This window comes from Lentibacillus amyloliquefaciens, from assembly GCF_001307805.1.
GTDB classification, from domain to species: domain Bacteria; phylum Bacillota; class Bacilli; order Bacillales; family Amphibacillaceae; genus Lentibacillus; species Lentibacillus amyloliquefaciens.
The window spans coordinates 2,503,988-2,526,713 of sequence record NZ_CP013862.1 but is presented as its reverse complement, the minus strand read 5'-3'; the positions used below and the strand labels follow the sequence as shown (position 1 = coordinate 2,526,713).

Here is a 22,726-nt window from a genome sequence, read left to right as displayed (position 1 = left end):
ATACATATGACTAAGATAAAATGTGTCATAAGCTATGACGGGACCAATTTTTCAGGCATGCAAATCCAGCCCCGGACCAGAACTGTTGAAGGTGAGATCAATAAAGCACTGCGAAAAATTCATAAGGGTGAACCAGTGCGCATATTTTCGTCGGGCAGAACCGATGCAGGCGTGCATGCAAAAGGGCAGACATTCCATTTTGAGACAGATTATAAACTGACACGTGCCGAATGGAAGCGGGCACTAAACACATTGCTCCCGTCTGATTTACATGTGAACGATACAAGGGAAGTAAACACGTCATTCCACGCCCGCTTTGACGCAGCAGAAAAGGAATATCGCTATTATATTTTAAATGAGCAAGAACGGGATGTTTTTCAGCAAAATTATGTCTATCAATACCCATATGAGCTTAATATAAAAAAGATGCAGCAGGCTGCGGGCTTATTCGAAGGGGCGCATGATTTTACGACCTTTTCATCAGCTAAGGCGGAAACGACCGGGAGCAAGGTTCGTACATTGTATGAAGTTTCATGTTATCAGGGAGGCAGCCGCATTGAATTTATCCTGCGCGGTGATGGCTTTTTATACAACATGGTCAGGATTATTGTCGGCACCCTGTTGGATGTCGGAAGAGGCAAACTGAACCCTTCAGAGATTGCAGAGCTATTTAATAAGCATGACCGGCAGTGCGCCGGTGACACGGTTCCGCCTCAAGGGTTGTATCTTTGGGAAGTCACCTATAAAGAAGATTTGTAATCTGCAATAACCAACAACATCCCAATATTCCCCGGGCAATAATCGACAAATCATGACAATGCTTGGAGATGTTAAGAAAGCCTCTCGTCGCATGTCATATACTTTGCTGCGGTGTAAATTTCGTAGTTGATAGAAACTGCGACGTAAGTGCTATGTTGAATTCCGTTCCGGGCAGTCGCGCACCTTAGGGCAACGCTTCAGCCTCCTCGGAAGCAAAAAGCGCTTCCCTGCTCAGGTCTCAGCTGCCCGTTTTCCCGCAGGAGTCGACTGCCCTCCACTCCAATCAACATTCACAAGAGAAGTTTAGTTAAGTTCTAAAATAATGAGATTATAAAGCGCGACACAGAGGAGGAAATACACAACGACTCCTGCGGGACGGGAGGTATCGGTGAGACCCCGCAGTGCGCCAGCAATGTTTTCTGCGAGGAGCGTATGCTTCACAGAAATAGCTTGCAACGCGACGAGCACGAGGAGGCTCACCAGCCGCCCTAAGGTGCGCGGCGTGTATTTCCGAAGCGGTAGACGACGCACCAACTCATACCTAAAGTTACTTCGCATTATATGAATTTTGCGTTAGAAACTTAGAGAACAGCTTTTATTTATTTAAAAAACCGCCCGCAAAGCTTGACATTCATGTGCTTCTGGTATATGATGATTTGTGGCATTTTATTTCTAAACCACGATTAGCCCCGGAAACTAATTGTGATGAAATATACGAAATGAAAAAACGACTACTGAAACGAAATGAATGTAATTGGAGGGAAACACCATGCGCACAACGTTCATGGCAAATGAGCAAACAATAGAACGCAAATGGTTTGTTGTGGATGCCCAAGGCAAACGTCTTGGCCGTTTAGCAAGTGAAGTTGCTGCAGTCCTTCGCGGAAAGCATAAACCAACTTACACACCACACGCTGATACCGGTGACCATGTCATCGTAATTAACGCCGATAAAGTAGAACTGACAGGCAAGAAATTGACTGACAAAATGTACTATCGTCATTCAAACCATCCAGGTGGTCTGAAAGCACGTTCAGCCAATGAAATGCTTCGCAGCCATCCGGAAAAAATGATGGAAACAACTGTCCGCGGCATGCTTCCTAAAGGCCCATTAGGACGAAAAATGGCCAAGAAGTTGCACGTGTACAGAGGTTCTGAGCACAATCATCAAGCACAAAAACCGGAAGCATACGAGCTTCGCGGATAATAAAAGGAGGTAAACCAATTTGGCACAAGTTCAATACTACGGCACCGGACGCCGTAAACGTTCAACTGCACGTGTCCGTCTTGTTCCAGGGACCGGTCGTGTTGTAATTAACAAACGTGATGCAGAAGACTATTTCCCATATGAAACGCAACGCATTATTCTGAATCAGCCGCTTAATGCGACTGAAACAGAAGGCACTTATGACGTGCTTGTTAATGTAGATGGCGGAGGCTTCACAGGACAGGCAGGGGCAATTCGACACGGTATTGCACGCGCGCTCTTGGAAGCAGATCCTGAGTATCGTGCAACGCTTAAGCGCGAAGGCTACCTGACGCGTGACTCCCGTGCAACTGAGCGTAAGAAATACGGTCTTAAAAGCGCGCGCCGTTCACCACAGTTCTCAAAACGTTAAGAAATCTATTTTTAAAGCTCTCTTTCCCTTGCTGGGAGGGGAGCTTTTTCTATTGACAAGTAAGGTAGGCGGATTGTATGAATTTCTGCCGTGAATTTATGGCCGCAGTATGGCACTATCCATTTCATTTGATGAAGAAGCGTTGTATTATATATATACTGGAATCAGACTGAGAAAGGAGAACCTTCAATTATGGGCGATATTAAACGGCTGAACCTCAAAGAAAATGCTGATGAGATTTTTGCGTTGTCGCAATTTGCTTTTCAGTATGATTTGTCAGAAGAGGCATTGAAACAGAAAAAAGAAGAAGCAGAACGGCACATCATCTGGGGATGGATGGAAGATAATCAGCTGGCGGCTAAACTGCACCTTATCCCGCTTACTTGTTACATAAATGGTAAAACTTTTGACATGGGCGGTGTCAGTTCTGTTGCAACATGGCCTGAATTTCGGCGTCAGGGAGCGGTAAAGCAGTTACTGCAGCATGCACTGCAATCAATGAAAAAGCAAGGCCAGACCATTTCCTTTCTACACCCATTTTCATTTGCGTTTTACCGGAAGTACGGCTGGGAGCATGCATTTTCAGAAAAAGTCTATACAATCCCGCTGGAGAGGTTAAAGGGGGATTGGAAAGCTGAGGGCAGTGTGTACCGCATACAGGACGATACTGCGCTTTTACACGACGTTTATACTGAATATGCCGGGAACTTCAACGGAACGCTCACACGTGATGAGAAATGGTGGGAGCAGCGTGTGTTAAAAGAGAAATGGCACAAGGCAGTTGCCTTCAGCTCAGAGGGCAAGGCTGAAGGATACCTCCTTTATAAAGTAAAACAGGAGAAAGTGTTCGTTCACGAGTTTGTTTATAACTCGCTTAATGCTCGAAAGCTGCTGATGCAATTTATTGCTAACCATGACTCAATGGCGGAAACCGTCGAAATGGTTGTTCCGGAAAATGACAATCTTCCGTTGCTTGTCGAGGAACCAAGATTTGAACAGAAAATCAATCCATATTTCATGGCGCGTATTGTCGATGTTAAAGGATTTCTGGAAGACTATCCATTTAAGAACGGCTTAACAGAACCGGTAACGCTCTATGTCGAGGATTCATTTTTGCCGGAGAATAATGGTGTTTATCAGCTGACGCACACCGGATTCGGTTCAAATGTTGTACACACTCGCTCAAATGCGGGACTGAAAAATAGCGTTTACTGCCGGATTCAGCCGCTTACAGCTATGCTGATCGGGTACAAGCGGCCGGTGGAATTATATCATGCCGGTCTTATTGATGGCCCACCGGAAGAGATTAAACAGCTGGAAAATATCATTCCGGTCCGGCAAACCTTTTTCCCTGATTTTTATTAAACATCTGGGAACTATCACCTATAATGTCAAAAATGATAAAATTTTAGTATGATATTTTGTCAGAGTACGTTAAAATAGAGAGCATACATATGTAACTAAATACTGACTAAAGGAATGTCGTTCATGCTTTATCGTGTAAATCTGGCAAAATTCTTCTTTCCGATTGAGGACCACTTATATACACTTAAACGGGCAGAGACGCTGAAAAATCTGTGGAAACTTTGCGCGTTATTGGTGCTCGCCAGTGCGGGTGTTTATGCCTGGATGGCGATTCTTGGCATCGGTTCAGATATCATTTCGTCTGAAGCCGCGGCACTGAGTGTGTTTGAGTATGAGGCGGGCAAAGTGTGGTTCGTGCTGGGGCGGATGACGTTTGCTGCCGCATTTGCTTTATTGATATTATTCATCCCATCATTGTTTTTTTATGCCATTACGGAGATCCCATATAAGAAATTGCTCGTTATGCAGCAAATCGTCTTCTTGGTCATGCTGATTGAGCGGGTTTTATGGATTCCCCTTGCCGTTTATGCCGGGCTTGACTGGTTTGCGTCGCCATGGGCATTTGGCATTATAACATCTTATTTCACCGATCTCTCCTGGGTCATCTTTTTCTTTGGGGCCATTTCATTGTTCCAGTTATGGATTATCTGGTTTCAGGTGAAATTTGTCGGGTTTATGTCAGATATCAATCGCGTGTGGCTCTGGGTGAGTGTCATTGGCATACATATTCTTGACTGGGCCGGGGTCTCGGCTTTAGCTTTTCTCGATAGTCATTTGATAAGCGGGTGGTTTGGATGAAGCGCAGAAAACTTTTATTAACAGCTGTTATTTTATTCATTGGTATTAATAGTTTGCTTGTTTATTTGGATGATGTCGAAAAAGTTCCTCGGCTGTCATATGTTGAAGACTGGTCTTCTGCGGTCATAAAAGATATGTATGAAACGGTCGAAACAGCCGGGGTTCTGTCTCCTGCTGAAGAAAATAATATCTATTTCGACGAGAATCAGGGGAGTTTTGACGAATTTCTCGTTGAAGAAGGTGCGAACGTCAACCCCGGTGATGACTTGTTCACTTACAAGACAGACAATTACTATGAAACAATGACCGAGCTGGAATCGAAGCAGCAGCAATTGAATGGCGAAATTCAGGCAATTGAACAATCGCTTGCATCGATTTCGGCCTATCCTATACCGCAAACAGACATGGAAACGGAACTTGAAGGCGACAACGGCACATTGAATATGACAAGTCAATCGGTTGAAGCCAACTATATGAAAGAACAATATTTGGCGGAAAAAGAAAATGAATTGGCACAAAAGGAGGCCGAACTTGACAGTGTTCAGGCACAAATCTCTGAATTGGAGACGACAGGTGAAACAGTCACCGTCGAAAGCCCGTATCAGGGTGAGGTGACCGATGTGACCGAATCACTGGATAACCCGGTTGTCACAATCCGGAGTTTGGAACTGCAGGCAGAGGGTGAATTGAAGGAAAACGAACGGATGAAAGTTGAAGCGGAAATGCCTGTCGAAGTGGCTGTCAGGGAAAATGACACGGTCCTCGAAGGAACTTTAAATGAAGTCAGTGATACCCCTGAGACGACCACGGTTAACGGATTGAGTATTTATCCGTTCACAACCAGTCTGGAAGGTGAATCGGAAGACACAGAACAACAAGAAACGCCTGAAAATGATGCTGCAGAAGACCAGATATCACCAGATGAGGCCGCTGAATCTGACGGAACAGAAAATTCCATGGACATTCAGGAATCAGACTCATCACAGGAAAATGAGGAATCAGCTGCCGAATCAGAAGAGACAGAACAGTCCGCTGAGGAAAACTTGCTGCCCGGCTATCATGCCGATCTAACGATTACGACCAATAAATCCTCTGAGGCAACAGCAGTAAGAGATGACCATCTTTTCGACGGGGATTTGTGGAAAATGACAAGCAGCGGTCTCCTTGCTAAACAGCCTGTGGAAACCGGTATTGAAATGGATGATTTGACTGAGGTAACTGAGGGAGCGGAACCAGGTGAAATGATTGCCGATTCAGATAAAGATCAATTCCGTGACGGTGCCACGTTCATAACCCCGCTGGAGCTGGGGGATATAGAATGGCAAGATTTTGGGAAATATGGTAATGTAGACTGGAAAAGATATTTCATAGTAGGATTATTATCGCGCTAAACAGGGAAAATAATATTATATATTACAGCACTTTGTCATATTTTGAAATGATGGGTCAAAAAGGAGGGGCATAATAAATGGATTTTGTCTACATAGGAGTTTTCATGTGCGCGCTGGCATTTGCTCTTGTAGCCGTCTATGCTTCCCTCGTATTGAAGCGTACAGCCACTATGGTGGAAAGCCTCGGCAAAACGCTGGGAGAAGTCGAGGAAAAACTGCACTATATCACACCGGAACTGCGGAAAACCGTGAATGAGACCGGCAAAACGATTGATGAGCTGCAGGATAAGATGGAAGCTGTGGATAGCATGGTTATGACGCTGGAAAATGTTGGGGTATCCGTCAATGAAGGCGGACTGTATATGGACGCACAAACGGAGAAGGCATCACCTTACCAGACACCGAAGAATCGCAATAAGCTGATTGAAACATTCAAATGGGCCGATGTGGCGTACAAGCTTTATAAGAAAATGAAATAAAATTTAAATCACGTAATTACAGGAAATGAGGGTTGTATATGAGTTTAACAGGTATCGGTGTCATGCTGATCGGAATTGCTTTTATAGTCATTGCTGTTTACTTGTCCTGGACGTTAAATAATCTGGCAAATGTGCTCCGCGGTGTTGAGAAAACAGTCGAACAAATGCCGGATCAACTGGACGACATATTTCGGGAGACCGGCCAGCTGCTTAATCAGACAAATGTCACCATTTCGGAAGTGAACGACAAATTGCGCACAATCAGTCCGCTGTTTTACATGGTGAATGATGTCGGCGAAATGTCCAGAAAAATGACGACTCCTTTAGCAAACTTCAGCTGGAATAGAAAAAAATCAAAGAAAAAAGACGACAATAAATAATCCCCTGAAAAATCAGGGGATTATTTATTTATTCACTTTTATTCGCTTTTTGCCGTTCGTATACCGTATAACCTAATGCCATCACACCGTAAATACTTTCAAGATTGTAGCGACGCATTGTCGGATTATCGGTTTTTGCCCGCATGTCATCGTTGATTTTTGTAAGTGTTTTGAAAAGGTTCTGCAGTGCCATTCCAATGCTGTAGGCGAGCTGTGTTAGAGGTTTAAGTTTATCAACTTGCTCATTCACCTGTTTAAGTGTGCCATTTGCCGAATTCAGTGCGGTTTTAGTTTGATCCATTACATCCGCGATTTGATTCGGGAGTGCGTTCGTCGTTTCTTTCACCCCTGTCAGCACTTCGGTCAGTTTAGTGAGCGGCTTGACCAAAAGTCCCGCCACTGCAAGCAATGCAATTCCAATTACGATGACGCCAATTCCTGCCCAATCCATTTATTATTCTCCTTCCAATTGACTGTATTTGTCTTTTCGCAGATATTGTTGCTTATAGAATATCACGGATTCACCATGTGTTTCCTTGACCGTCACTTTTGTTTGAGTATTGCAGAAACTCTTAAGTTCACTGCTTCTGCCACCTCGGTTAACTATGTCTTAGCGCGATTCGGTCGATATTACTTTCATTCCGGTTGAATATGCAAGCTGCTAAATAAAATCAATTCCGCTGAATGAAGTCTCACTTTAACATTACCTTGTTTTTTCCCGCATGTAAAGGTCAGTAAACCGCCGAAGAACAGCGGCTAACTTCTCTTAAATGTCCGATTCTGTTCAACTAACATTCAGTGAAGAAAACCGTTTCACTGAATGTTAGTTTCACTTTACCTTATCATAAACGACAAACTCGTCCCATACAATAGAAAAAGCATAATAATAAGGGGCGAGGGGTATGGGACGATTTTGGAAAATATTGCTCTGGGCAGCGGGTTTTGTTATTTTGGCATTTCTTATCCAATACCCGATCCAGCAGACAGACACGACATGGGAGAGGTGGTCATTGCCATTATCAGGCAAAACGATCGTCATCGACCCGGGTCACGGCGGTCCGGACGGCGGGGCTGTCGGAGAAGACGAGACACTTGAAAAGGACATTGCGCTGGCAGTTGCCCGGAAAATGCGTGATTACTTGCAGCAGTCAGGTGCGCTTGTCTATTTGACGCGGGAGGAGGATACAGATTTGGCTTCAGATGATACCAAAGGCCTCTCACGCCGGAAAGCCGAAGATATTCGCCAGCGGCTGCAATTTATTCATGATCAGGAAGCTGATTTTTTTGTGACGCTTCATTTAAATGCCTTGTCCTCGGAAAAATGGCACGGCGCTCAGACGTTTTACCACCCTAAAGAAGGAAAAAGCAAGCATCTGGCTGAGATGATTCAGGACGAGGTGACCCGTAATTTGAAAAACACCTCCCGTGAGTCTTTGTCACTCGATAACGTTTACTTGTTGAAACATGCCGAAGTGCCGGGAGCCTTGGTGGAAATTGGCTTTTTATCAAATGAACCGGAGCGGGAACAACTGAAAGATGACGAATATCAGCGCAAAATGGCCGGAAGTATATATGAGGGGATTCTCCGATATGCAACAGAAGAGCCCGACGAATAAAAAAGCACGCACCATCCATGATTCTTATCACTTAGAATTTATGTGATTTGTGTTATACTAGCGTTGTATGCAAATTTTCAAGATGATACGTTGTATATATGCTAGGAAAGGAATGGTGACTTACCGTGCTATCAAAAGAAGAAATTCAGGAATTGCTTAACTCTGTCAACGATCCATTTTTACATAAAACACTTGGGGAAACAGACGGCGTCAAAAGCATCAGTATTAAAGAAGATAAAAAGCATGTCAGTGTTAAAGTTGGCATCGCTAAAACAAATACAGCTGAACAGATGGACCTGCAGCAGGAAATTGTTGCCCTTTTGAAGAAAAACGGCGTATCAACTGTCGGGCTTCGGTTCGAACAGTTGCCTGATGAAGTCATTCAGAAATTTCAGCCTTCAGCAGAAGCCGAAAAAGAAAAGTCATTACTCGGTGTCAGCAAACAGCCTAACTTCATTGCAATTGCCAGCGGAAAAGGCGGTGTCGGCAAATCAACGGTAACCGTGAACCTGGCAATGTCATTAATGCGTTTAGGCAAAAAAGTCGGAATTATCGATGCAGACATTTATGGTTTCAGTGTTCCGGATATGATGGGCATTGAAAACAGACCGCAAGTACGCGGTGAAAAAATCATCCCTGTCGAGCGCTTTGGTATACAAGTCATTTCAATGGGCTTTTTCGTTGAAGATAACTCACCGATTATCTGGAGAGGTCCAATGCTCGGGAAAATGCTGAACAGCTTTTTCAAAGAAGTCGAATGGGGCGATTTGGACTACTTGCTGCTTGATTTGCCACCGGGGACAGGGGACATTGCCATGGACGTCCACGAATTAATCCCGTCAGCAAAAGAAGTGATCGTCTCAACACCACATCCATCAGCAGCATTTGTCGCAGCACGCGCAGGCCAGATGGCAATCAAAACAGAACATGAAATTCTTGGTGTCATTGAAAACATGGCTTATTATGAAAGTAAAAAAACCGGCGAAAAAGAGTATGTATTCGGCAAAGGCGGCGGACAGAAGCTTGCCGACGCTCTGGAAACAAAAGTGCTGGCCCATCTGCCTCTGCAGCAGCCATATGAAGATGAGGATGAATTTGCACCTTCCGTTTATCAGGAAGATCATCCACTTGGGAAAGAATACCATAAAATGGCATCGAAAATTGTTGCTAAAATGGAAGAGGCTTAAAGTACTTGTTCAAAAAGGGGGATAACAAGGACTGATAATTTTGAGGCGGCGCAGTTTCGAGCAGCGGAATGTATGGATTTAGATAAATGAGCACAAGACGTCTTAAAGCGTATTTTACATTGAGGTGTCCCCAAAAGTTATCGTACTTTCGGAGGTCACCTCTTTTTTGATGTCGTGGAGGAGCGGGGCGGTGGTGCAACAGCGAAGGATTTTATCCCGCATTAATGCCCGATTCTGCTCAACTAACAATCAGTGGGCAAAGGCTCCCACTGATTGAAGTTTCGCTTTATGAGCTTCCGCCGCTGCTACTGCCGGAACCGCCGCCTCCACCGCTGCCTCCGGAGCCGCCTCCTTCGCCAGAGCCTCCAGATCCGCCGGAACCACCGGAACCGCCGCCTTGTGATTGTTCTTCGGCAGCTTTTAACAGAATTTCGCTTATTTTTTCTTGGAAGAGCGGTGTTTCAAGCGTTTTTTGTATGGTTTCTTCCAAATGTTTATTGAATTCCTGGCTTTTCATAACTTTTACCATCTGATTCGTCATCTGAGGATCCTTCAGCAAATCAATCATTTGCTGCTGGTATTCAGAATCCTTCATCAGATCTTTCATCAGCTTTTTCCGTTCCTCTGCCATTGAATCTGAAAATGTCTTAACGAACTTCGGGTCTTCGAATAATTTCTTCCACATTTCCTTGCCTTTATCTGAACTTAATGTGGATTCAACCGATTGTTTAACAGCGTCAGAATCCATAACAAGCTGTTCTTTCATTTTTTTATCAGTCATGATTTCCTGGAGGGCTTTTTTGCCATCTTCTGTCTGAAGTATGTCCACGACCATTTTTTTCGTTGTATCATAATTCGCCTCATCCCCGGAGGCTCCTTGGCCGCCATTACAGCCGGAGATGAATAGCGCGGATATTAGGAAAAGGGAAATAAAAGTCATCCGAAACATGGTTCAGATCCTCCTTCCTGTCACGCTTATTATGCGTTAAAGAAAAGGGAATTATGTATTTATGAGAGGAAAAACACGTTTGTTCATGCTAAAATATGTAGGGGAATGTAACATATATCTAGGAGGAAAATAACGTGAACACTCGAAAGCTGGTGGGTTTGTTTTTTAAAACGTTACTGATTGGTGGAATCACGGGATTGGTAACGAGTTTTTTTGTCAAACCTGCATTCTATACAGAAAATCTGAATCCTTTTAATGGACTTGAACTAATATCAGTCATTATCTTCTTTATTGGCTTAGGATTGGTATTTAGTGCCGTTAGTCAGACTGGCTTCTTCGCTTATTTGTTTATCCACCGGTTTGGTCTCAACCTGTTCCGGACATTTTGGCCAACGGTGCAGGTGCTTTTGATTGCATTTGTCGTGTTTGATCTGGTTTATTTTCCATACACTAGCACTGAAGGGATTTCCATATTATGGTTTATTTTAATGGCAGCCGGGATTCTCGGGTTTGGCTGGATTGTTGCAAAAATCAAAGCCCGCGAAACGCATCAGCGGGCGTTTATTCCTGCATTGTTTTTTATGGTTGTCATGACATCGCTTGAATGGGTGCCGGGATTGCGGACGAGCGGTTTCGATTATGCCTGGCTGATGATTATACCGCTATTAGCGTGCAACACATATCAGCTGCTTATCCTGCACAAACTGACAAACAGTGAGAATTCCCGTCCCTCTGACAAAAACGCATCAACAAAGAAAGCATAAAGGCCTAAGACAGGGCCTCTCCCGGTATAAAACCGGATGAGGCCCTGAAGGCTGCTTAAAGTTATGTCGTTCAGTCAGCAAGTTTGGACTCGGCATGAGCCTGATTGATCAATTCAGAGATGCTCACAAAGTTTAAATCTTTATTTTTAAGCCCCGGCAATATCGTTTGTAAAGCTTCTGCCGTTTGTTTCACCGAATCAGATGCATGCATCAGGATAATATCGCCGTTCGATGTCTCTTCCATCACCGTATTTGTAATGTTGTCGGTCCCGGGATTTTCCCAATCATTTGGATTAACATTCCAATGGGTGACGGTATAACCTTGATCTTCGGCTAATTCAATGATTTCTTCGTTAAACTGCCCACTCGGCGGACGCAAGAGGTCGATATCCTCATAGCCGAGCTTATTGAACACATCTTTTGCCTCGGTTAAATCACTGCGTACCTCGTCCAATTCCTGGTCAAGATAGCTTTCATAACGGTAGCCGAGCATACCTAACTCATGCCCCTGTTCCGTTATGTCTTCCAATATTTTCGGATGACGTTCAGCCCATTCACCGCTGACAAAAAATGTAGATTGCACCTGATGTTCTTCCAGTTTGTCCAAGATCTCATCAACCTTTTCTTCACCCCAGCTGATATTAAAGGTTAATGCAATGTTCGGTTCCTCAGCATTTCCTTTTGCCAATGCCTGCGGTTCATTGTTTGATAACACCGAAAAGGTCCCGTCCCGTTCAAACCAAATTAATATCGCAGCAAATAAAGCCAACAAGACGACAACTGCATAACGTTTCCATTTGTCAAATCGCATCACATAAAAATGATCCATGGCACCATTCCTCTCAAACATTCCTTAATTTAGTCTATGACCAAAATACTTTAATATGAACAAGCCTTAATAAGAAAAGTTTTTTAGAGTATGCATGCATGGTGATGGGGGCGGTTTTGGCTTGAGGCGCAGCAACTTTCCTAAAAAAGGATAAATCTTTTTTGAAATTAGAGGTTTAATGTCAGTGATTTAATGGTACTTATTATTGGAGAAGCAGGCAAAACACATATGACATCTTCTGACCCCCAAGAGCTAAACCGGCAGCGGGGCATCAGTTTTGGGCCGGCTTTTTGTATGTCCGGGCTCATGAATTGTTTCAACTGCTGTGATAAATATAACGACGCTAAGAATAAAGACACAACAAAAAATGATTAAAAGGCGGATAAAATATCTATATGACGGGGAATATTAAATGTTGTACAAGCTTCTTTGGTGTGTCTGAGCTTTAGTTAATAAAAAAATTACATTCATAAAGGAAAAATATATATGAAGGTATAGGAAGTCGGTGTTAACATGCTTGGGTTTATGATTAATGAGCAGGAACAAAAAGAAATGGAGTATCTGATAAAACGTGAGTTAGAAGAATTGCTGCTGGATATGGAAGATCATCGGATTGATCAAATGGTAAAGAGTGCGATGAAGGAGCGTTATCATACAATCTTTCATTTATATCGCCGGGTCGCCAGCAAAGAGGAATGCATGAAGTATATGCCGAAACGTACCGGCGGCGAGATTTAATGTATTTAAGTGCAGCAGGGAGATTGCAAAACTTCCTTGAAAAGAGTTGAGGCGTATCTGTTACGGGGCATGCTGTCTCAAATAATATCAACTAGTAATAAGTGAATCGGTGCATGCTTTTTCATCACACGTAATTTGATTTATCATTTTTTTGATTTTCTATTGAACTCATAGATTTATTATGCTATATTAATTTTTGTTGTCAGCAAAACAATATCGATTTTTGAGGAAAAAACGAAGAAAAAAGTTATTGACATTTTGTTGCTGCCACGATAGAATATATTTTGTCGCTAAAGATAGCGACGGGATAATTGATCTTTGAAAACTGAACAAAACAACCAGTATGACAAACGATGTCAGAGGTGAGAAGTTGGCGAATCAGCTGAGCTGATTTGATGCAAACTTTTACCCCTTGAATCAATTTTTGTAAGCTAAGACTGAGATTGATCGGTGTCAATTTCGGACAAACTTTTTTGGAGAGTTTGATCTTGGCTCAGGACGAACGCTGGCGGCGTGCCTAATACATGCAAGTCGAGCGCGGGAAGCAGGCAATCGCCCTTCGGGGCGTGCGCTTGTGGAACGAGCGGCGGACGGGTGAGTAACACGTGGGCAACCTGCCTGTAAGACGGGGATAACTCGTGGAAACGCGAGCTAATACCGGATAACGCTCATGGCCGCATGGCCAGGAGCTGAAAGGGCGGCCTTTGGCTGCCGCTTACAGATGGGCCCGCGGCGCATTAGTTAGTTGGTAAGGTAAAAGCTTACCAAGGCGACGATGCGTAGCCGACCTGAGAGGGTGATCGGCCACACTGGGACTGAGACACGGCCCAGACTCCTACGGGAGGCAGCAGTAGGGAATCATCCGCAATGGACGAAAGTCTGACGGTGCAACGCCGCGTGAGTGATGAAGGTTTTCGGATCGTAAAACTCTGTTGTCAGGGAAGAACACGTGCTGTTCGAAGAGGGCAGTACCTTGACGGTACCTGACCAGAAAGCCCCGGCTAACTACGTGCCAGCAGCCGCGGTAATACGTAGGGGGCAAGCGTTGTCCGGAATTATTGGGCGTAAAGCGCGCGCAGGCGGTCTTTTAAGTCTGATGTGAAATCCCGCGGCTCAACCGCGGGCGGTCATTGGAAACTGGAGGACTTGAGTGCAGAAGAGGAGAGTGGAATTCCACGTGTAGCGGTGAAATGCGTAGAGATGTGGAGGAACACCAGTGGCGAAGGCGACTCTCTGGTCTGTAACTGACGCTGAGGTGCGAAAGCATGGGTAGCGAACAGGATTAGATACCCTGGTAGTCCATGCCGTAAACGATGAGTGCTAGGTGTTAGGGGGTTTCCACCCCTTAGTGCTGAAGTTAACGCAATAAGCACTCCGCCTGGGGAGTACGGCCGCAAGGCTGAAACTCAAAAGAATTGACGGGGGCCCGCACAAGCGGTGGAGCATGTGGTTTAATTCGAAGCAACGCGAAGAACCTTACCAGGTCTTGACATCCTCTGATGGCGGTAGAGATACCGTGTTCCCTTCGGGGACAGAGTGACAGGTGGTGCATGGTTGTCGTCAGCTCGTGTCGTGAGATGTTGGGTTAAGTCCCGTAACGAGCGCAACCCTTGATCTTAGTTGCCAGCATTCAGTTGGGCACTCTAAGGTGACTGCCGGTGACAAACCGGAGGAAGGCGGGGATGACGTCAAATCATCATGCCCCTTATGACCTGGGCTACACACGTGCTACAATGGATGGAACAAAGGGCCGCGAAGCCGCAAGGCCAAGCCAATCCCATAAAACCATTCCCAGTTCGGATTGCAGGCTGCAACTCGCCTGTATGAAGCCGGAATCGCTAGTAATCGCGGATCAGCATGCCGCGGTGAATACGTTCCCGGGCCTTGTACACACCGCCCGTCACACCACGAGAGTTGGCAACACCCGAAGTCGGTGAGGTAACCTTTTCAGGAGCCAGCCGCCGAAGGTGGGGCCAATGATTGGGGTGAAGTCGTAACAAGGTAGCCGTATCGGAAGGTGCGGCTGGATCACCTCCTTTCTAAGGATTTAGAACGGAACCCCGATTAACGTTGCCGCATATTGTGGCAATGCCGGGTGAGAACCTGTATTTTGCAGGTCGTCATACATGGTTGTTTGGTTCAGTTTTGAGAGATTGATTATCTCAAAATATAGATGGGCCTGTAGCTCAGTCGGTCAGAGCGCACGCCTGATAAGCGTGAGGTCGGTGGTTCGAGTCCACCCAGGCCCACCATCTATAGAGACTATTCGGGGCCTTAGCTCAGCCGGGAGAGCGCCTGCTTTGCACGCAGGAGGTCAGCGGTTCGATCCCGCTAGGCTCCATTTTGCACCTTGAAAACTAAATAAGAGCAAGACATTCAACGACATTGAAATGACGCGTTCGTTAAACGAACGCAAACTTAGTTAAGTGATTAAGGGCGCACGGTGAATGCCTTGGTACCAGGAGCCGATGAAGGACGGGACTAACACCGATATGCTTCGGGGAGTCGTAAGTAGACTGCGATCCGGAGATTTCCGAATGGGGCAACCCGCTGTCCGTAATGGGGCAGTGCTTGTGTCTGAATCAATAGGGCACAAGCGGCACACCCGGGGAACTGAAACATCTCAGTACCCGGAGGAAGCGAAAGCAAGAGCGATTTCCCGAGTAGCGGCGAGCGAAACGGAAACAGCCCAAACCGGAAAGCTTTGCTTTCCGGGGTTGAAGGACACGCCATTGGAGTTATCAAGAAACGTTTTAGGCGAATCGACCTGGAATCGTCAGCCAAAGCGGGTAAGAGCCCCGTAGCCGAAAAGACGTTTCCTCCGGCGTGGATCCTGAGTACGGCGGAACACGAGAAATTCCGTCGGAATCCGGGAGGACCATCTCCCAAGGCTAAATACTCCCTGGTGACCGATAGTGAACCAGTACCGTGAGGGAAAGGTGAAAAGCACCCCGGAAGGGGAGTGAAAAAGAACCTGAAACCGTGTGCCTACAAGTAGTCGAAGCCCGTTAATGGGTGACGGCGTACCTTTTGTAGAATGGACCGGCGAGTTGCGATCGTATGCAAGGTTAAGTGTTAAGCACGGAGCCGAAGCGAAAGCGAGTCTTAAGAGGGCGTAAGCAGTATACGGTCGCAGACCCGAAACCGTGTGATCTACCCATGTCCAGGGTGAAGGTCAGGTAACACTGACTGGAGGCCCGAACCCACGTATGCTGAAAAATGCGGGGATGAGGTGTGGGTAGGGGTGAAATGCCAATCGAACACGGAGATAGCTGGTTCTCTCCGAAATAGCTTTAGGGCTAGCCTCAAGGTTAAGCGTACTGGAGGTAGAGCACTGATTGGACGAGGGGCCCTCACCGGGTTACCGAATTCAGTCAAACTCCGAATGCCAGCGACGCATCCTTGGGAGTCAGACTATGGGTGATAAGGTTCATAGTCGAGAGGGAAACAGCCCAGACCGCCAGCTAAGGTCCCTAAGTATACGTTAAGTGGAAAAGGATGTGGAGTTGCTCAGACAACCAGGATGTTGGCTTAGAAGCAGCCATCATTTAAAGAGTGCGTAATAGCTCACTGGTCGAGTGACTCTGCGCCGAAAATGTACCGGGGCTAAACGTATCACCGAAGCTGCGGATTGTTCTGTTAGAACAATGGTAGGAGAGCGTTCCAAATGCTGCGAAGTCAGACCGTGAGGACTGGTGGAGCGTTTGGAAGTGAGAATGCCGGTATGAGTAGCGAAAAAAGAGTGAGAATCTCTTTCACCGAATGCCTAAGGTTTCCTGAGGAAGGCTCGTCCGCTCAGGGTTAGTCGGGACCTAAGCCGAGGCCGAAAGGCGTAGGCGATGGCCAACAGGCAGATATTCCTGTACCACCTCGTGAACGTTTGAACGATGGGGGGACGCAGCAGGATATGGAAAGCGCACTGTCGGAATTGTGCGCCCAAGCAGTGAGGGAGTTGAGCAGGTAAATCCGTTCAACAATCTCAAGCTGTGACGGGGAGGGAAATTGAGTACCGAAGTTCCAGATTCCACACTGCCAAGAAAAGCCTCTAGTGAGTTCACAGGTGCCCGTACCGCAAACCGACACAGGTAGGCGAGGAGAGAATCCTAAGGTGATCGGGAGAACTCTCGTTAAGGAACTCGGCAAAATGACCCCGTAACTTCGGGAGAAGGGGTGCTCGTCATGAGAGATGAGCCGCAGTGAATAGGCCCAAGCGACTGTTTATCAAAAACACAGGTCTCTGCGAAGCCGAAAGGCGAAGTATAGGGGCTGACACCTGCCCGGTGCTGGAAGGTTAAGGGGATGCGTTAGCGCCTTCGGGCGCGAAGCGCTCAACCGAAGCCCCAGTAAACGGCGGCCGTAACTATAACGGTCCTAAGGTAGCGAAATTCCTTGTCGGGTAAGTTCCGACCCGCACGAAAGGTGCAACGACTTGGGCACTGTCTCAACGAGAGACCCGGTGAAATTATACTATGCGTGAAGATGCGCATTACCCGCGACTGGACGGAAAGACCCCGTGGAGCTTTACTGCAGCCTGATATTGAATGTTGGTACAGCTTGTACAGGATAGGTGGGAGCCGTCGAAACGTGAGCGCCAGCTTACGTGGAGGCACCCGTGGGATACCACCCTGGCTGTACGGACATTCTAACCCCGGACCGTGACCCGGTCCGGAGACAGTGTCAGGCGGGCAGTTTGACTGGGGCGGTCGCCTCCCAAAGTGTAACGGAGGCGCCCAAAGGTTCCCTCAGAATGGTTGGAAATCATTCGCAGAGTGCAAAGGCAGAAGGGAGCTTGACTGCGAGACCTACAAGTCGAGCAGGGACGAAAGTCGGGCTTAGTGATCCGGTGGTTCCGCATGGAAGGGCCATCGCTCAACGGATAAAAGCTACCCCGGGGATAACAGGCTTATCTCCCCCAAGAGTTCACATCGACGGGGAGGTTTGGCACCTCGATGTCGGCTCATCGCATCCTGGGGCTGTAGTCGGTCCCAAGGGTTGGGCTGTTCGCCCATTAAAGCGGTACGCGAGCTGGGTTCAGAACGTCGTGAGACAGTTCGGTCCCTATCCGTCGTGGGCATTGGAAGTCTGAGAGGAGCTGTCCTTAGTACGAGAGGACCGGGATGGACACACCGCTGGTGTACCAGTTGTTCCGCCAGGAGCATAGCTGGGTAGCTACGTGTGGCAAGGATAAGTGCTGAAAGCATCTAAGCATGAAGCCCCCCTCAAGATGAAACTTCCCATCACATTAAGTGAGTAAGATCCCTCAGAGACGATGAGGTTGATAGGTCCGAGGTGGAAGCGTGGTGACACGTGGAGCTGACGGATACTAATCGATCGAGGACTTAACTAACCCGCAAAAAACGTTGAATGAAGCTCTTATTTAGTTTTCAGGGTGCAAACCCTATATGAATGACAAGGTCTGGTAGCGATAGCGGAGAGGTCACACCTGTTCCCATGCCGAACACAGCAGTTAAGCTCTCCAGCGCCGATGGTAGTTGGGGTTTAACCCCTGCAAGAGTAGGACGCCGCCAGGCATTTTACTATATTTTTACTTTAAGCTTCATAATCAGGAGTACAGCTCCGCTGAGAAAATTTGTAACTCGATGAGCATAACTGGTATAGTATTAACACCTTGTTTACATATTTAAAACTATTCCACAGTAGCTCAGTGGTAGAGCAATCGGCTGTTAACCGATCGGTCGCAGGTTCGAATCCTGCCTGTGGAGCCATTTTTATGCTTCCATAGCTCAGTCGGTAGAGCGCTTCCATGGTAAGGAAGAGGTCGCCGGTTCGAGTCCGGCTGGAAGCTCTTCCCGCAAAAAGGCTTTTGCCAGTCATTGGCAAAAGCCTTTTGTATTTCTTCTAACATACTTTTAACGTGCGTAATTCACCGAATGATCGTACACCCCAGTGAGACGGTATTCATATTGTTAGGTGAAGATAAAGGTGTTTGTTCTTGAAGGTCTCGAACCATTCTTCCGTTGAAAAATGCGGCTGATTCCAAGAATAATTGTTTACTTTTCACATTCGCCTAATCATGATAGATGGGGAAAGATGATGTCTATGAAGCCTATAAGGCTACTCTTGGTGCAAAAATTATTGCCAGCCATATGGAAGCTGTCAATCATTGGACCCTATCACGAGAAGAATTAAAAAACTTCATAAATGAAAAAGGTATTTCCTCTAATGTCTTAGTTCCTGACGATGGTGAATCATACTCGCTTTAGCTATAATCAAAAACTGGAGCAGTCAAAATAAGAAAATAGCACTAAAACAGGGAGATGAGCACACGCTTATCTCCCTGTCGTTGGTCTTCTATGTCCGATTCCAGAAACGCTGCTTGGCAATCGCTTTTACAAAATCGTCGCCGAAGTTCGGGTTGTTGGCGGTAAAGACGACGCCTGCGAGATTATTCGCCTGGGATGAATGGATGAAATTATCGCCGGTTGTGGCAACACCAATTGGTTTATAACGCTTATAAGCTTCATTGACGAATTCCAGCATGCTTTGGGTGAATTTGGCTTCATTGTCGGGCCTTCCACCTACCACATACAGTGAATCATACAGAACGGGATAGGTCGTTTTGAAGGTCTCATGAACGTCAACTTTTGTACCGTCAGAGCCTGTAACGGTTCCAAGTTTTTCGCTGACAATTTCTATAAAGACCCCGCATTGATGCAGGTAGTCGAGCGTATTTCTTACTTCTTCACCGTTAAAGCCATTGTCAATAAGCACTCCAACTTTTTGGGTGGCGGCGTAATGCGGTGTGTTGGCCTGGCTGATGGCCGGAGAGCTTTTGGAAACTTGAACATTCGTGCCTTTTGGCCGTTCGACACCGATATTATCCGCAATGGTACAGGCCATTTCGTAATCGACATTTGCCCACATTTCCACATTAAGCTGTCTGATCGGTTTGCTTTTGACATAGCCAAGGTGATAATTAAACGTGTCTGTCAGGTCTTGTTTTTCAACTATTGATAAGCTGTTCCAGAAAAGTCTGGCCTGGGAAAAGTGATCATAGAATGATTCGCTTGGGCGGTCCCGTGTGACATGTCCGTCGACTTGCTGCGGGTAATGCGCATAGCCTCCTTCTTCAGGAGGGGTCTCGGCTGGTGTATTGCCGGCCAATGTATTTTTATGATAGTCTACGGAATCCACATCAATTCGATATTTTGAAAAGCCGTCCCGATTGTTATAGTTCGTTTCTGAAATAGGCTTGTTAACGGGTATTTCATTAATATTACCTGTGCCAAGCCGGTGGTAATCTGTATCTCTGTAAGCAAAAGCTCTCCCTTGGAGGACAGGGTCATTCGTGAAGTTAATGCCCGGAACAAGTGACGCAGGGTCAAATGATGATTGTTCTTCCTCTGCGAAGAAATTATCAACCAACCGGTTCAACGTCAATTTACCGATGGTTTCAACAGGAATGACTTCTTCCGGCCACAGTTTTGTATCATCCAAAACGTCAAAATCATACTTGTGTTCATCTTCTTCATCAATCAACTGTACACCTAATTCATATTCAGGATAGGCGCCCTTTTCAATCGCTTCAATGATATCCCGGCGGTGGAAATCCGGATCAACACCACCGATGATATTCGCCTCATCAAGCAGCAGTGAATGGACACCGAGCTTAGGTATCCATTTAAATCTGACAAAGGTCGATTTGCCATGATCATTAATAAACCGGAATGTATTGATCGGCCACCCTGCCATCATGCGCCAGCTCCTTGGACGTCCCCGCATGGACATCAGCCACATCACCATATGTGCAGATTCAGGATTGCTGACGACATAGTCCCAAAAACTATCGTGCGCGACAGTCGCTTGCGGAATATGCGTTTTCGGGTTTGGTTTAGCGGCATGTGTCACGTCCATAAATTTCATGGCATCTGCAAGAATGAAGACAGGGAATTGGAGCGCTAAATTATCGTAGTTTCCATCTTGTGTGTAAAATTTGGTTGCAAAGCCACGTATATCGACTGCTGTATCCTTAGATCCCGAGCTTCCAATGAAGTTGGAAAATCGCGTGAACACAGGCGTTTTCCGTCCAGCCTCTTGCAGAAAGTGAGCCCTGGTGACATGTTTCATTGATTTATACGTTTCAAAGTCCCCATAAACACCAAATCCTCTGGCATGAACCACTTTTTCCGGAATGCGTTCCCGGCTGAAGCGGGACTGTTTTCTGTAAAAATGGGAGTCTTGAAATAATAATGGACCACGCCTTCCTGCCTTCAAGCTCCACCGATCATTTGAAATTTTAAACCCTGCATCATCGGTCATTTTCTCGCCTGGGCCGGTATTATGTTCACGGTATTGATCCAATTGCTCTTGTTTACGATTATAATCAGAGTCGTTATACCCTCTTGATGATGTGTTTTCATCTTCATTTTTGTGTTCGTTTTGGTTTTCGCTTTCGTCCATGGTATCACCTATCCTTGTCGTTAGAAATTTTGCTCCAGTTACATATATATTCGCTCTGGACGGAATTATTCACTGTTTTTAAGCGGTCATTGGAGAAACTTTGCGAAAAAAAACTTAAACAATCTATATAAAACAAAAAACACGGAGGTAGATTGATGATGCAAATTAATCCCAACATTTATATCAGTTAATGTTGTGAAGAAGTGAATAGAGACAACCTTAACGATTATTGTCATAAATATGTTATTCTGTTAAGAGCCTTGAAGAACGGAGGTACGTCAATGGAAGCTTTCTCAATTCTTATCATACTCGCCATTGCTGTTACCATTATGGAAGTGTTTGTGGCGATATTTTTAGTCAAAAAACACGGCATGAGCGTATGGCGCACACTTTACACCTCAGTGCCGGTGGTTGTTATCGTCTGGGTGGTTGCGTTTATATACACTTAGCGTCCAGACGAATTTCGCGTAAAGAACCTGTATACCAGAAATTGGATAAAGAAGACGGCGAACGCTAGGATACATAGATTCACATAATACCAGATGCCGTTCCCGAGCAAATCAAGCGGGGTGCTGGCTTCAGGGGTATGAGACAGATATAAATAATTGGAACCAAGCAGCGGATTCACCAGAAACCCAATGATGGCAGCATAGATTAATAATAAACCATATGTGTTCAAGAAAGATTTAAACGTCATCGTAATACCATTGGAGACCACTAAAAATATACTCGTCCATGAAATCACAGTGTGGTGAATGAAAAATTTCATATAACGATAATGCGGGAAGTCATACGGCAGTTCAGGCGTCAGCAAGGCTAAAAATGCCGGCACGAGCCCGATGAAAAAGGTGATTTGGATCAGCATTTTATTATGTGTGAACAGCGCGATAGCACCGGTGATCCCGGCAATGCCACAAAGATGGAGAAAAATATGATCCGCCAAACTCCAGATGCCGTTGAGTGCGGTATAGGTCTGGTAGCTTACTTCGGATAAAATCAGCAGACTGAACAGGCTCCAGCGAATGATGCTGTAAGCCTGGGTGCTGCCGATAATTTTCCGAAAGAATATCAGGAAAATAATGATCCCGGCAAAATATATGAATAATGCTGCCAAATGACTTGAACTGAATGCTATAAATGGTTCGCCGTGTTCTTCCAAAAACAGAGTTTCCATAGTATCCCCACCCATCAATAATTTCGAGAAAAAACTCATATGTATCTGGCTGCCAGCACCTGTTTCAAATTAATGACTATCTGGCAGATTCATTTTATCGTATTTAGGCGAGAAGACTCCAACCTCGAGGAATGTGAAAGGCGTGACCCAATGAGCAGGGTGGAGATGAATCGCCTTTTTGCGTAGCGGCACACTTGTTTGTATGGTCTAATATTCCTGCATAGATTGTTCTTTGAAAACTGAAGATATAAGGTTGT

Annotated in this window: 18 protein-coding genes, 4 tRNA genes, 3 rRNA genes and 1 pseudogene; 21 read left to right on the top strand and 5 right to left on the bottom strand. The window is 45.8% G+C overall.

The genetic code is table 11. From position 1 onward, the window contains the following. Positions 1 to 6 precede the first annotated feature (6 nt). The 8 genes from truA to AOX59_RS12665 all read left to right on the top strand — a co-directional run bounded on the left by truA (position 7) and on the right by AOX59_RS12665 (position 6,791). Entirely contained in the window at positions 7 to 759 is a 753-nt protein-coding gene (truA, locus tag AOX59_RS12700; RefSeq protein WP_068446062.1) for a tRNA pseudouridine(38-40) synthase TruA, read from the top strand. Positions 760 to 1,528: 769 nt separating this feature from the next. Next, positions 1,529 to 1,966, top strand: a complete 438-nt coding sequence (rplM, locus tag AOX59_RS12695) for a 50S ribosomal protein L13 (RefSeq protein WP_068446061.1) — start codon at positions 1,529 to 1,531, stop codon at positions 1,964 to 1,966. 19 nt (positions 1,967 to 1,985) lie between these two features. Further along, complete coding sequence (rpsI, locus tag AOX59_RS12690) at positions 1,986 to 2,378, top strand: 30S ribosomal protein S9 (protein ID WP_068446059.1); 393 nt, start codon at positions 1,986 to 1,988, stop codon at positions 2,376 to 2,378. Between the two features lie 192 nt (positions 2,379 to 2,570). Continuing rightward, the gene (locus AOX59_RS12685; protein ID WP_068446057.1) at positions 2,571 to 3,743 is read left to right on the top strand and encodes a GNAT family N-acetyltransferase; all 1,173 of its coding nucleotides are present in this window, start codon (positions 2,571 to 2,573) and stop codon (positions 3,741 to 3,743) included. A gap of 123 nt (positions 3,744 to 3,866) precedes the next feature. Further along, positions 3,867 to 4,541, top strand: a complete 675-nt coding sequence (locus tag AOX59_RS12680; RefSeq protein ID WP_068446055.1) for a hypothetical protein — start codon at positions 3,867 to 3,869, stop codon at positions 4,539 to 4,541. Continuing rightward, a complete protein-coding gene (locus AOX59_RS12675; protein ID WP_068446053.1) occupies positions 4,538 to 5,932 on the top strand; it encodes an efflux RND transporter periplasmic adaptor subunit in 1,395 nt (464 codons plus the stop codon). Before AOX59_RS12680 ends, AOX59_RS12675 begins: the two co-directional genes overlap by 4 nt. A gap of 77 nt (positions 5,933 to 6,009) precedes the next feature. After that, positions 6,010 to 6,411, top strand: a complete 402-nt coding sequence (locus tag AOX59_RS12670; RefSeq protein ID WP_068446051.1) for a DUF948 domain-containing protein — start codon at positions 6,010 to 6,012, stop codon at positions 6,409 to 6,411. A gap of 38 nt (positions 6,412 to 6,449) precedes the next feature. Further along, on the top strand, positions 6,450 to 6,791 hold the full coding sequence (locus tag AOX59_RS12665; protein ID WP_068446049.1) for a DUF948 domain-containing protein: 342 nt from the start codon (positions 6,450 to 6,452) through the stop codon (positions 6,789 to 6,791). A 28-nt stretch (positions 6,792 to 6,819) separates the two neighbouring features. Here AOX59_RS12665 and AOX59_RS12660 read toward each other — a convergent pair whose 3' ends face one another. After that, positions 6,820 to 7,242: a DUF948 domain-containing protein gene (locus AOX59_RS12660; RefSeq protein WP_068446048.1), complete on the bottom strand. Its 423-nt coding sequence runs from the start codon at positions 7,240 to 7,242 to the stop codon at positions 6,820 to 6,822. A 451-nt stretch (positions 7,243 to 7,693) separates the two neighbouring features. On the opposite strand from AOX59_RS12660, the gene cwlD reads away from it, so the two are divergent. Both cwlD and AOX59_RS12650 read left to right on the top strand, forming a co-directional pair. Then, positions 7,694 to 8,407, top strand: a complete 714-nt coding sequence (gene cwlD / locus AOX59_RS12655) for an N-acetylmuramoyl-L-alanine amidase CwlD (protein WP_068446047.1) — start codon at positions 7,694 to 7,696, stop codon at positions 8,405 to 8,407. Between the two features lie 125 nt (positions 8,408 to 8,532). After that, a complete protein-coding gene (locus AOX59_RS12650; RefSeq protein ID WP_068446045.1) occupies positions 8,533 to 9,594 on the top strand; it encodes an Mrp/NBP35 family ATP-binding protein in 1,062 nt (353 codons plus the stop codon). Positions 9,595 to 9,880: 286 nt separating this feature from the next. On the opposite strand, the gene gerD is transcribed toward AOX59_RS12650, so the two are convergent. Further along, entirely contained in the window at positions 9,881 to 10,543 is a 663-nt protein-coding gene (gene gerD / locus AOX59_RS12645; RefSeq protein WP_068446043.1) for a spore germination lipoprotein GerD, read from the bottom strand. Between the two features lie 134 nt (positions 10,544 to 10,677). Between gerD and AOX59_RS12640 the strand changes: the two genes are divergently transcribed. Further along, positions 10,678 to 11,307, top strand: a complete 630-nt coding sequence (locus tag AOX59_RS12640; RefSeq protein ID WP_068446041.1) for a KinB-signaling pathway activation protein — start codon at positions 10,678 to 10,680, stop codon at positions 11,305 to 11,307. A 70-nt stretch (positions 11,308 to 11,377) separates the two neighbouring features. On the opposite strand, the gene pdaB is transcribed toward AOX59_RS12640, so the two are convergent. Further along, positions 11,378 to 12,136 carry a polysaccharide deacetylase family sporulation protein PdaB gene (gene pdaB / locus AOX59_RS12635; RefSeq protein ID WP_068446039.1) on the bottom strand — a complete coding sequence of 253 codons (759 nt, stop codon included), beginning with the start codon at positions 12,134 to 12,136 and terminating at the stop codon, positions 11,378 to 11,380. A gap of 513 nt (positions 12,137 to 12,649) precedes the next feature. Between pdaB and AOX59_RS12630 the strand changes: the two genes are divergently transcribed. The 9 genes and pseudogenes from AOX59_RS12630 to AOX59_RS12590 form a co-directional block, all read left to right on the top strand. Then, entirely contained in the window at positions 12,650 to 12,874 is a 225-nt protein-coding gene (locus AOX59_RS12630; RefSeq protein ID WP_068446037.1) for a hypothetical protein, read from the top strand. 470 nt (positions 12,875 to 13,344) lie between these two features. Beyond that, positions 13,345 to 14,913 (top strand): 16S ribosomal RNA (locus tag AOX59_RS12625). A 136-nt stretch (positions 14,914 to 15,049) separates the two neighbouring features. Next, positions 15,050 to 15,126, top strand: a tRNA-Ile gene (locus AOX59_RS12620). Positions 15,127 to 15,142: 16 nt separating this feature from the next. Further along, positions 15,143 to 15,215, top strand: a tRNA-Ala gene (locus AOX59_RS12615). A 79-nt stretch (positions 15,216 to 15,294) separates the two neighbouring features. Next, positions 15,295 to 18,221, top strand: a 23S ribosomal RNA gene (locus AOX59_RS12610). Between the two features lie 68 nt (positions 18,222 to 18,289). Then, positions 18,290 to 18,405 (top strand): 5S ribosomal RNA (rrf, locus tag AOX59_RS12605). Together the 16S, 23S and 5S rRNA genes with 4 tRNA genes alongside form the textbook arrangement of a ribosomal RNA operon. 120 nt (positions 18,406 to 18,525) lie before the next feature. Beyond that, positions 18,526 to 18,600 (top strand) — tRNA-Asn (locus tag AOX59_RS12600). Positions 18,601 to 18,607: 7 nt separating this feature from the next. Then, positions 18,608 to 18,680 (top strand) — tRNA-Thr (locus tag AOX59_RS12595). 235 nt (positions 18,681 to 18,915) lie between these two features. Then, positions 18,916 to 19,098: pseudogene (locus tag AOX59_RS12590) on the top strand (MBL fold metallo-hydrolase); the annotation flags it as partial. 88 nt (positions 19,099 to 19,186) lie between these two features. Here AOX59_RS12590 and AOX59_RS12585 read toward each other — a convergent pair. Then, positions 19,187 to 21,295: a catalase gene (locus tag AOX59_RS12585; RefSeq protein ID WP_082684204.1), complete on the bottom strand. Its 2,109-nt coding sequence runs from the start codon at positions 21,293 to 21,295 to the stop codon at positions 19,187 to 19,189. Positions 21,296 to 21,576: 281 nt separating this feature from the next. Here AOX59_RS12585 and AOX59_RS19735 point away from each other — a divergent pair, with 281 nt between their 5' ends. Continuing rightward, positions 21,577 to 21,744 (top strand): hypothetical protein, encoded by a 168-nt coding sequence (locus AOX59_RS19735; RefSeq protein ID WP_156418699.1) that lies wholly within the window; start codon positions 21,577 to 21,579, stop codon positions 21,742 to 21,744. Here AOX59_RS19735 and AOX59_RS12580 read toward each other — a convergent pair. Next, positions 21,741 to 22,469, bottom strand: a complete 729-nt coding sequence (locus AOX59_RS12580; RefSeq protein ID WP_068446032.1) for a YwaF family protein — start codon at positions 22,467 to 22,469, stop codon at positions 21,741 to 21,743. The genes AOX59_RS19735 and AOX59_RS12580 overlap by 4 nt on opposite strands. Positions 22,470 to 22,726: the final 257 nt, after the last annotated feature.

Coding starts and splice junctions, on each gene's coding strand:
- truA (WP_068446062.1), top strand. CDS start 7: ATGACTAAGATAAAATGTGTCATAAGCTATGACGGGACCAATTTTTCA.
- rplM (WP_068446061.1), top strand. CDS start 1,529: ATGCGCACAACGTTCATGGCAAATGAGCAAACAATAGAACGCAAATGG.
- AOX59_RS12685 (WP_068446057.1), top strand. CDS start 2,571: ATGGGCGATATTAAACGGCTGAACCTCAAAGAAAATGCTGATGAGATT.
- AOX59_RS12680 (WP_068446055.1), top strand. CDS start 3,867: ATGCTTTATCGTGTAAATCTGGCAAAATTCTTCTTTCCGATTGAGGAC.
- AOX59_RS12675 (WP_068446053.1), top strand. CDS start 4,538: ATGAAGCGCAGAAAACTTTTATTAACAGCTGTTATTTTATTCATTGGT.
- AOX59_RS12670 (WP_068446051.1), top strand. CDS start 6,010: ATGGATTTTGTCTACATAGGAGTTTTCATGTGCGCGCTGGCATTTGCT.
- AOX59_RS12665 (WP_068446049.1), top strand. CDS start 6,450: ATGAGTTTAACAGGTATCGGTGTCATGCTGATCGGAATTGCTTTTATA.
- AOX59_RS12660 (WP_068446048.1), bottom strand. CDS start 7,242: ATGGATTGGGCAGGAATTGGCGTCATCGTAATTGGAATTGCATTGCTT.
- cwlD (WP_068446047.1), top strand. CDS start 7,694: ATGGGACGATTTTGGAAAATATTGCTCTGGGCAGCGGGTTTTGTTATT.
- gerD (WP_068446043.1), bottom strand. CDS start 10,543: ATGTTTCGGATGACTTTTATTTCCCTTTTCCTAATATCCGCGCTATTC.
- pdaB (WP_068446039.1), bottom strand. CDS start 12,136: ATGGATCATTTTTATGTGATGCGATTTGACAAATGGAAACGTTATGCA.
- AOX59_RS12630 (WP_068446037.1), top strand. CDS start 12,650: ATGCTTGGGTTTATGATTAATGAGCAGGAACAAAAAGAAATGGAGTAT.
- AOX59_RS12585 (WP_082684204.1), bottom strand. CDS start 21,295: ATGGACGAAAGCGAAAACCAAAACGAACACAAAAATGAAGATGAAAAC.
- AOX59_RS19735 (WP_156418699.1), top strand. CDS start 21,577: ATGGAAGCTTTCTCAATTCTTATCATACTCGCCATTGCTGTTACCATT.
- AOX59_RS12580 (WP_068446032.1), bottom strand. CDS start 22,469: ATGGAAACTCTGTTTTTGGAAGAACACGGCGAACCATTTATAGCATTC.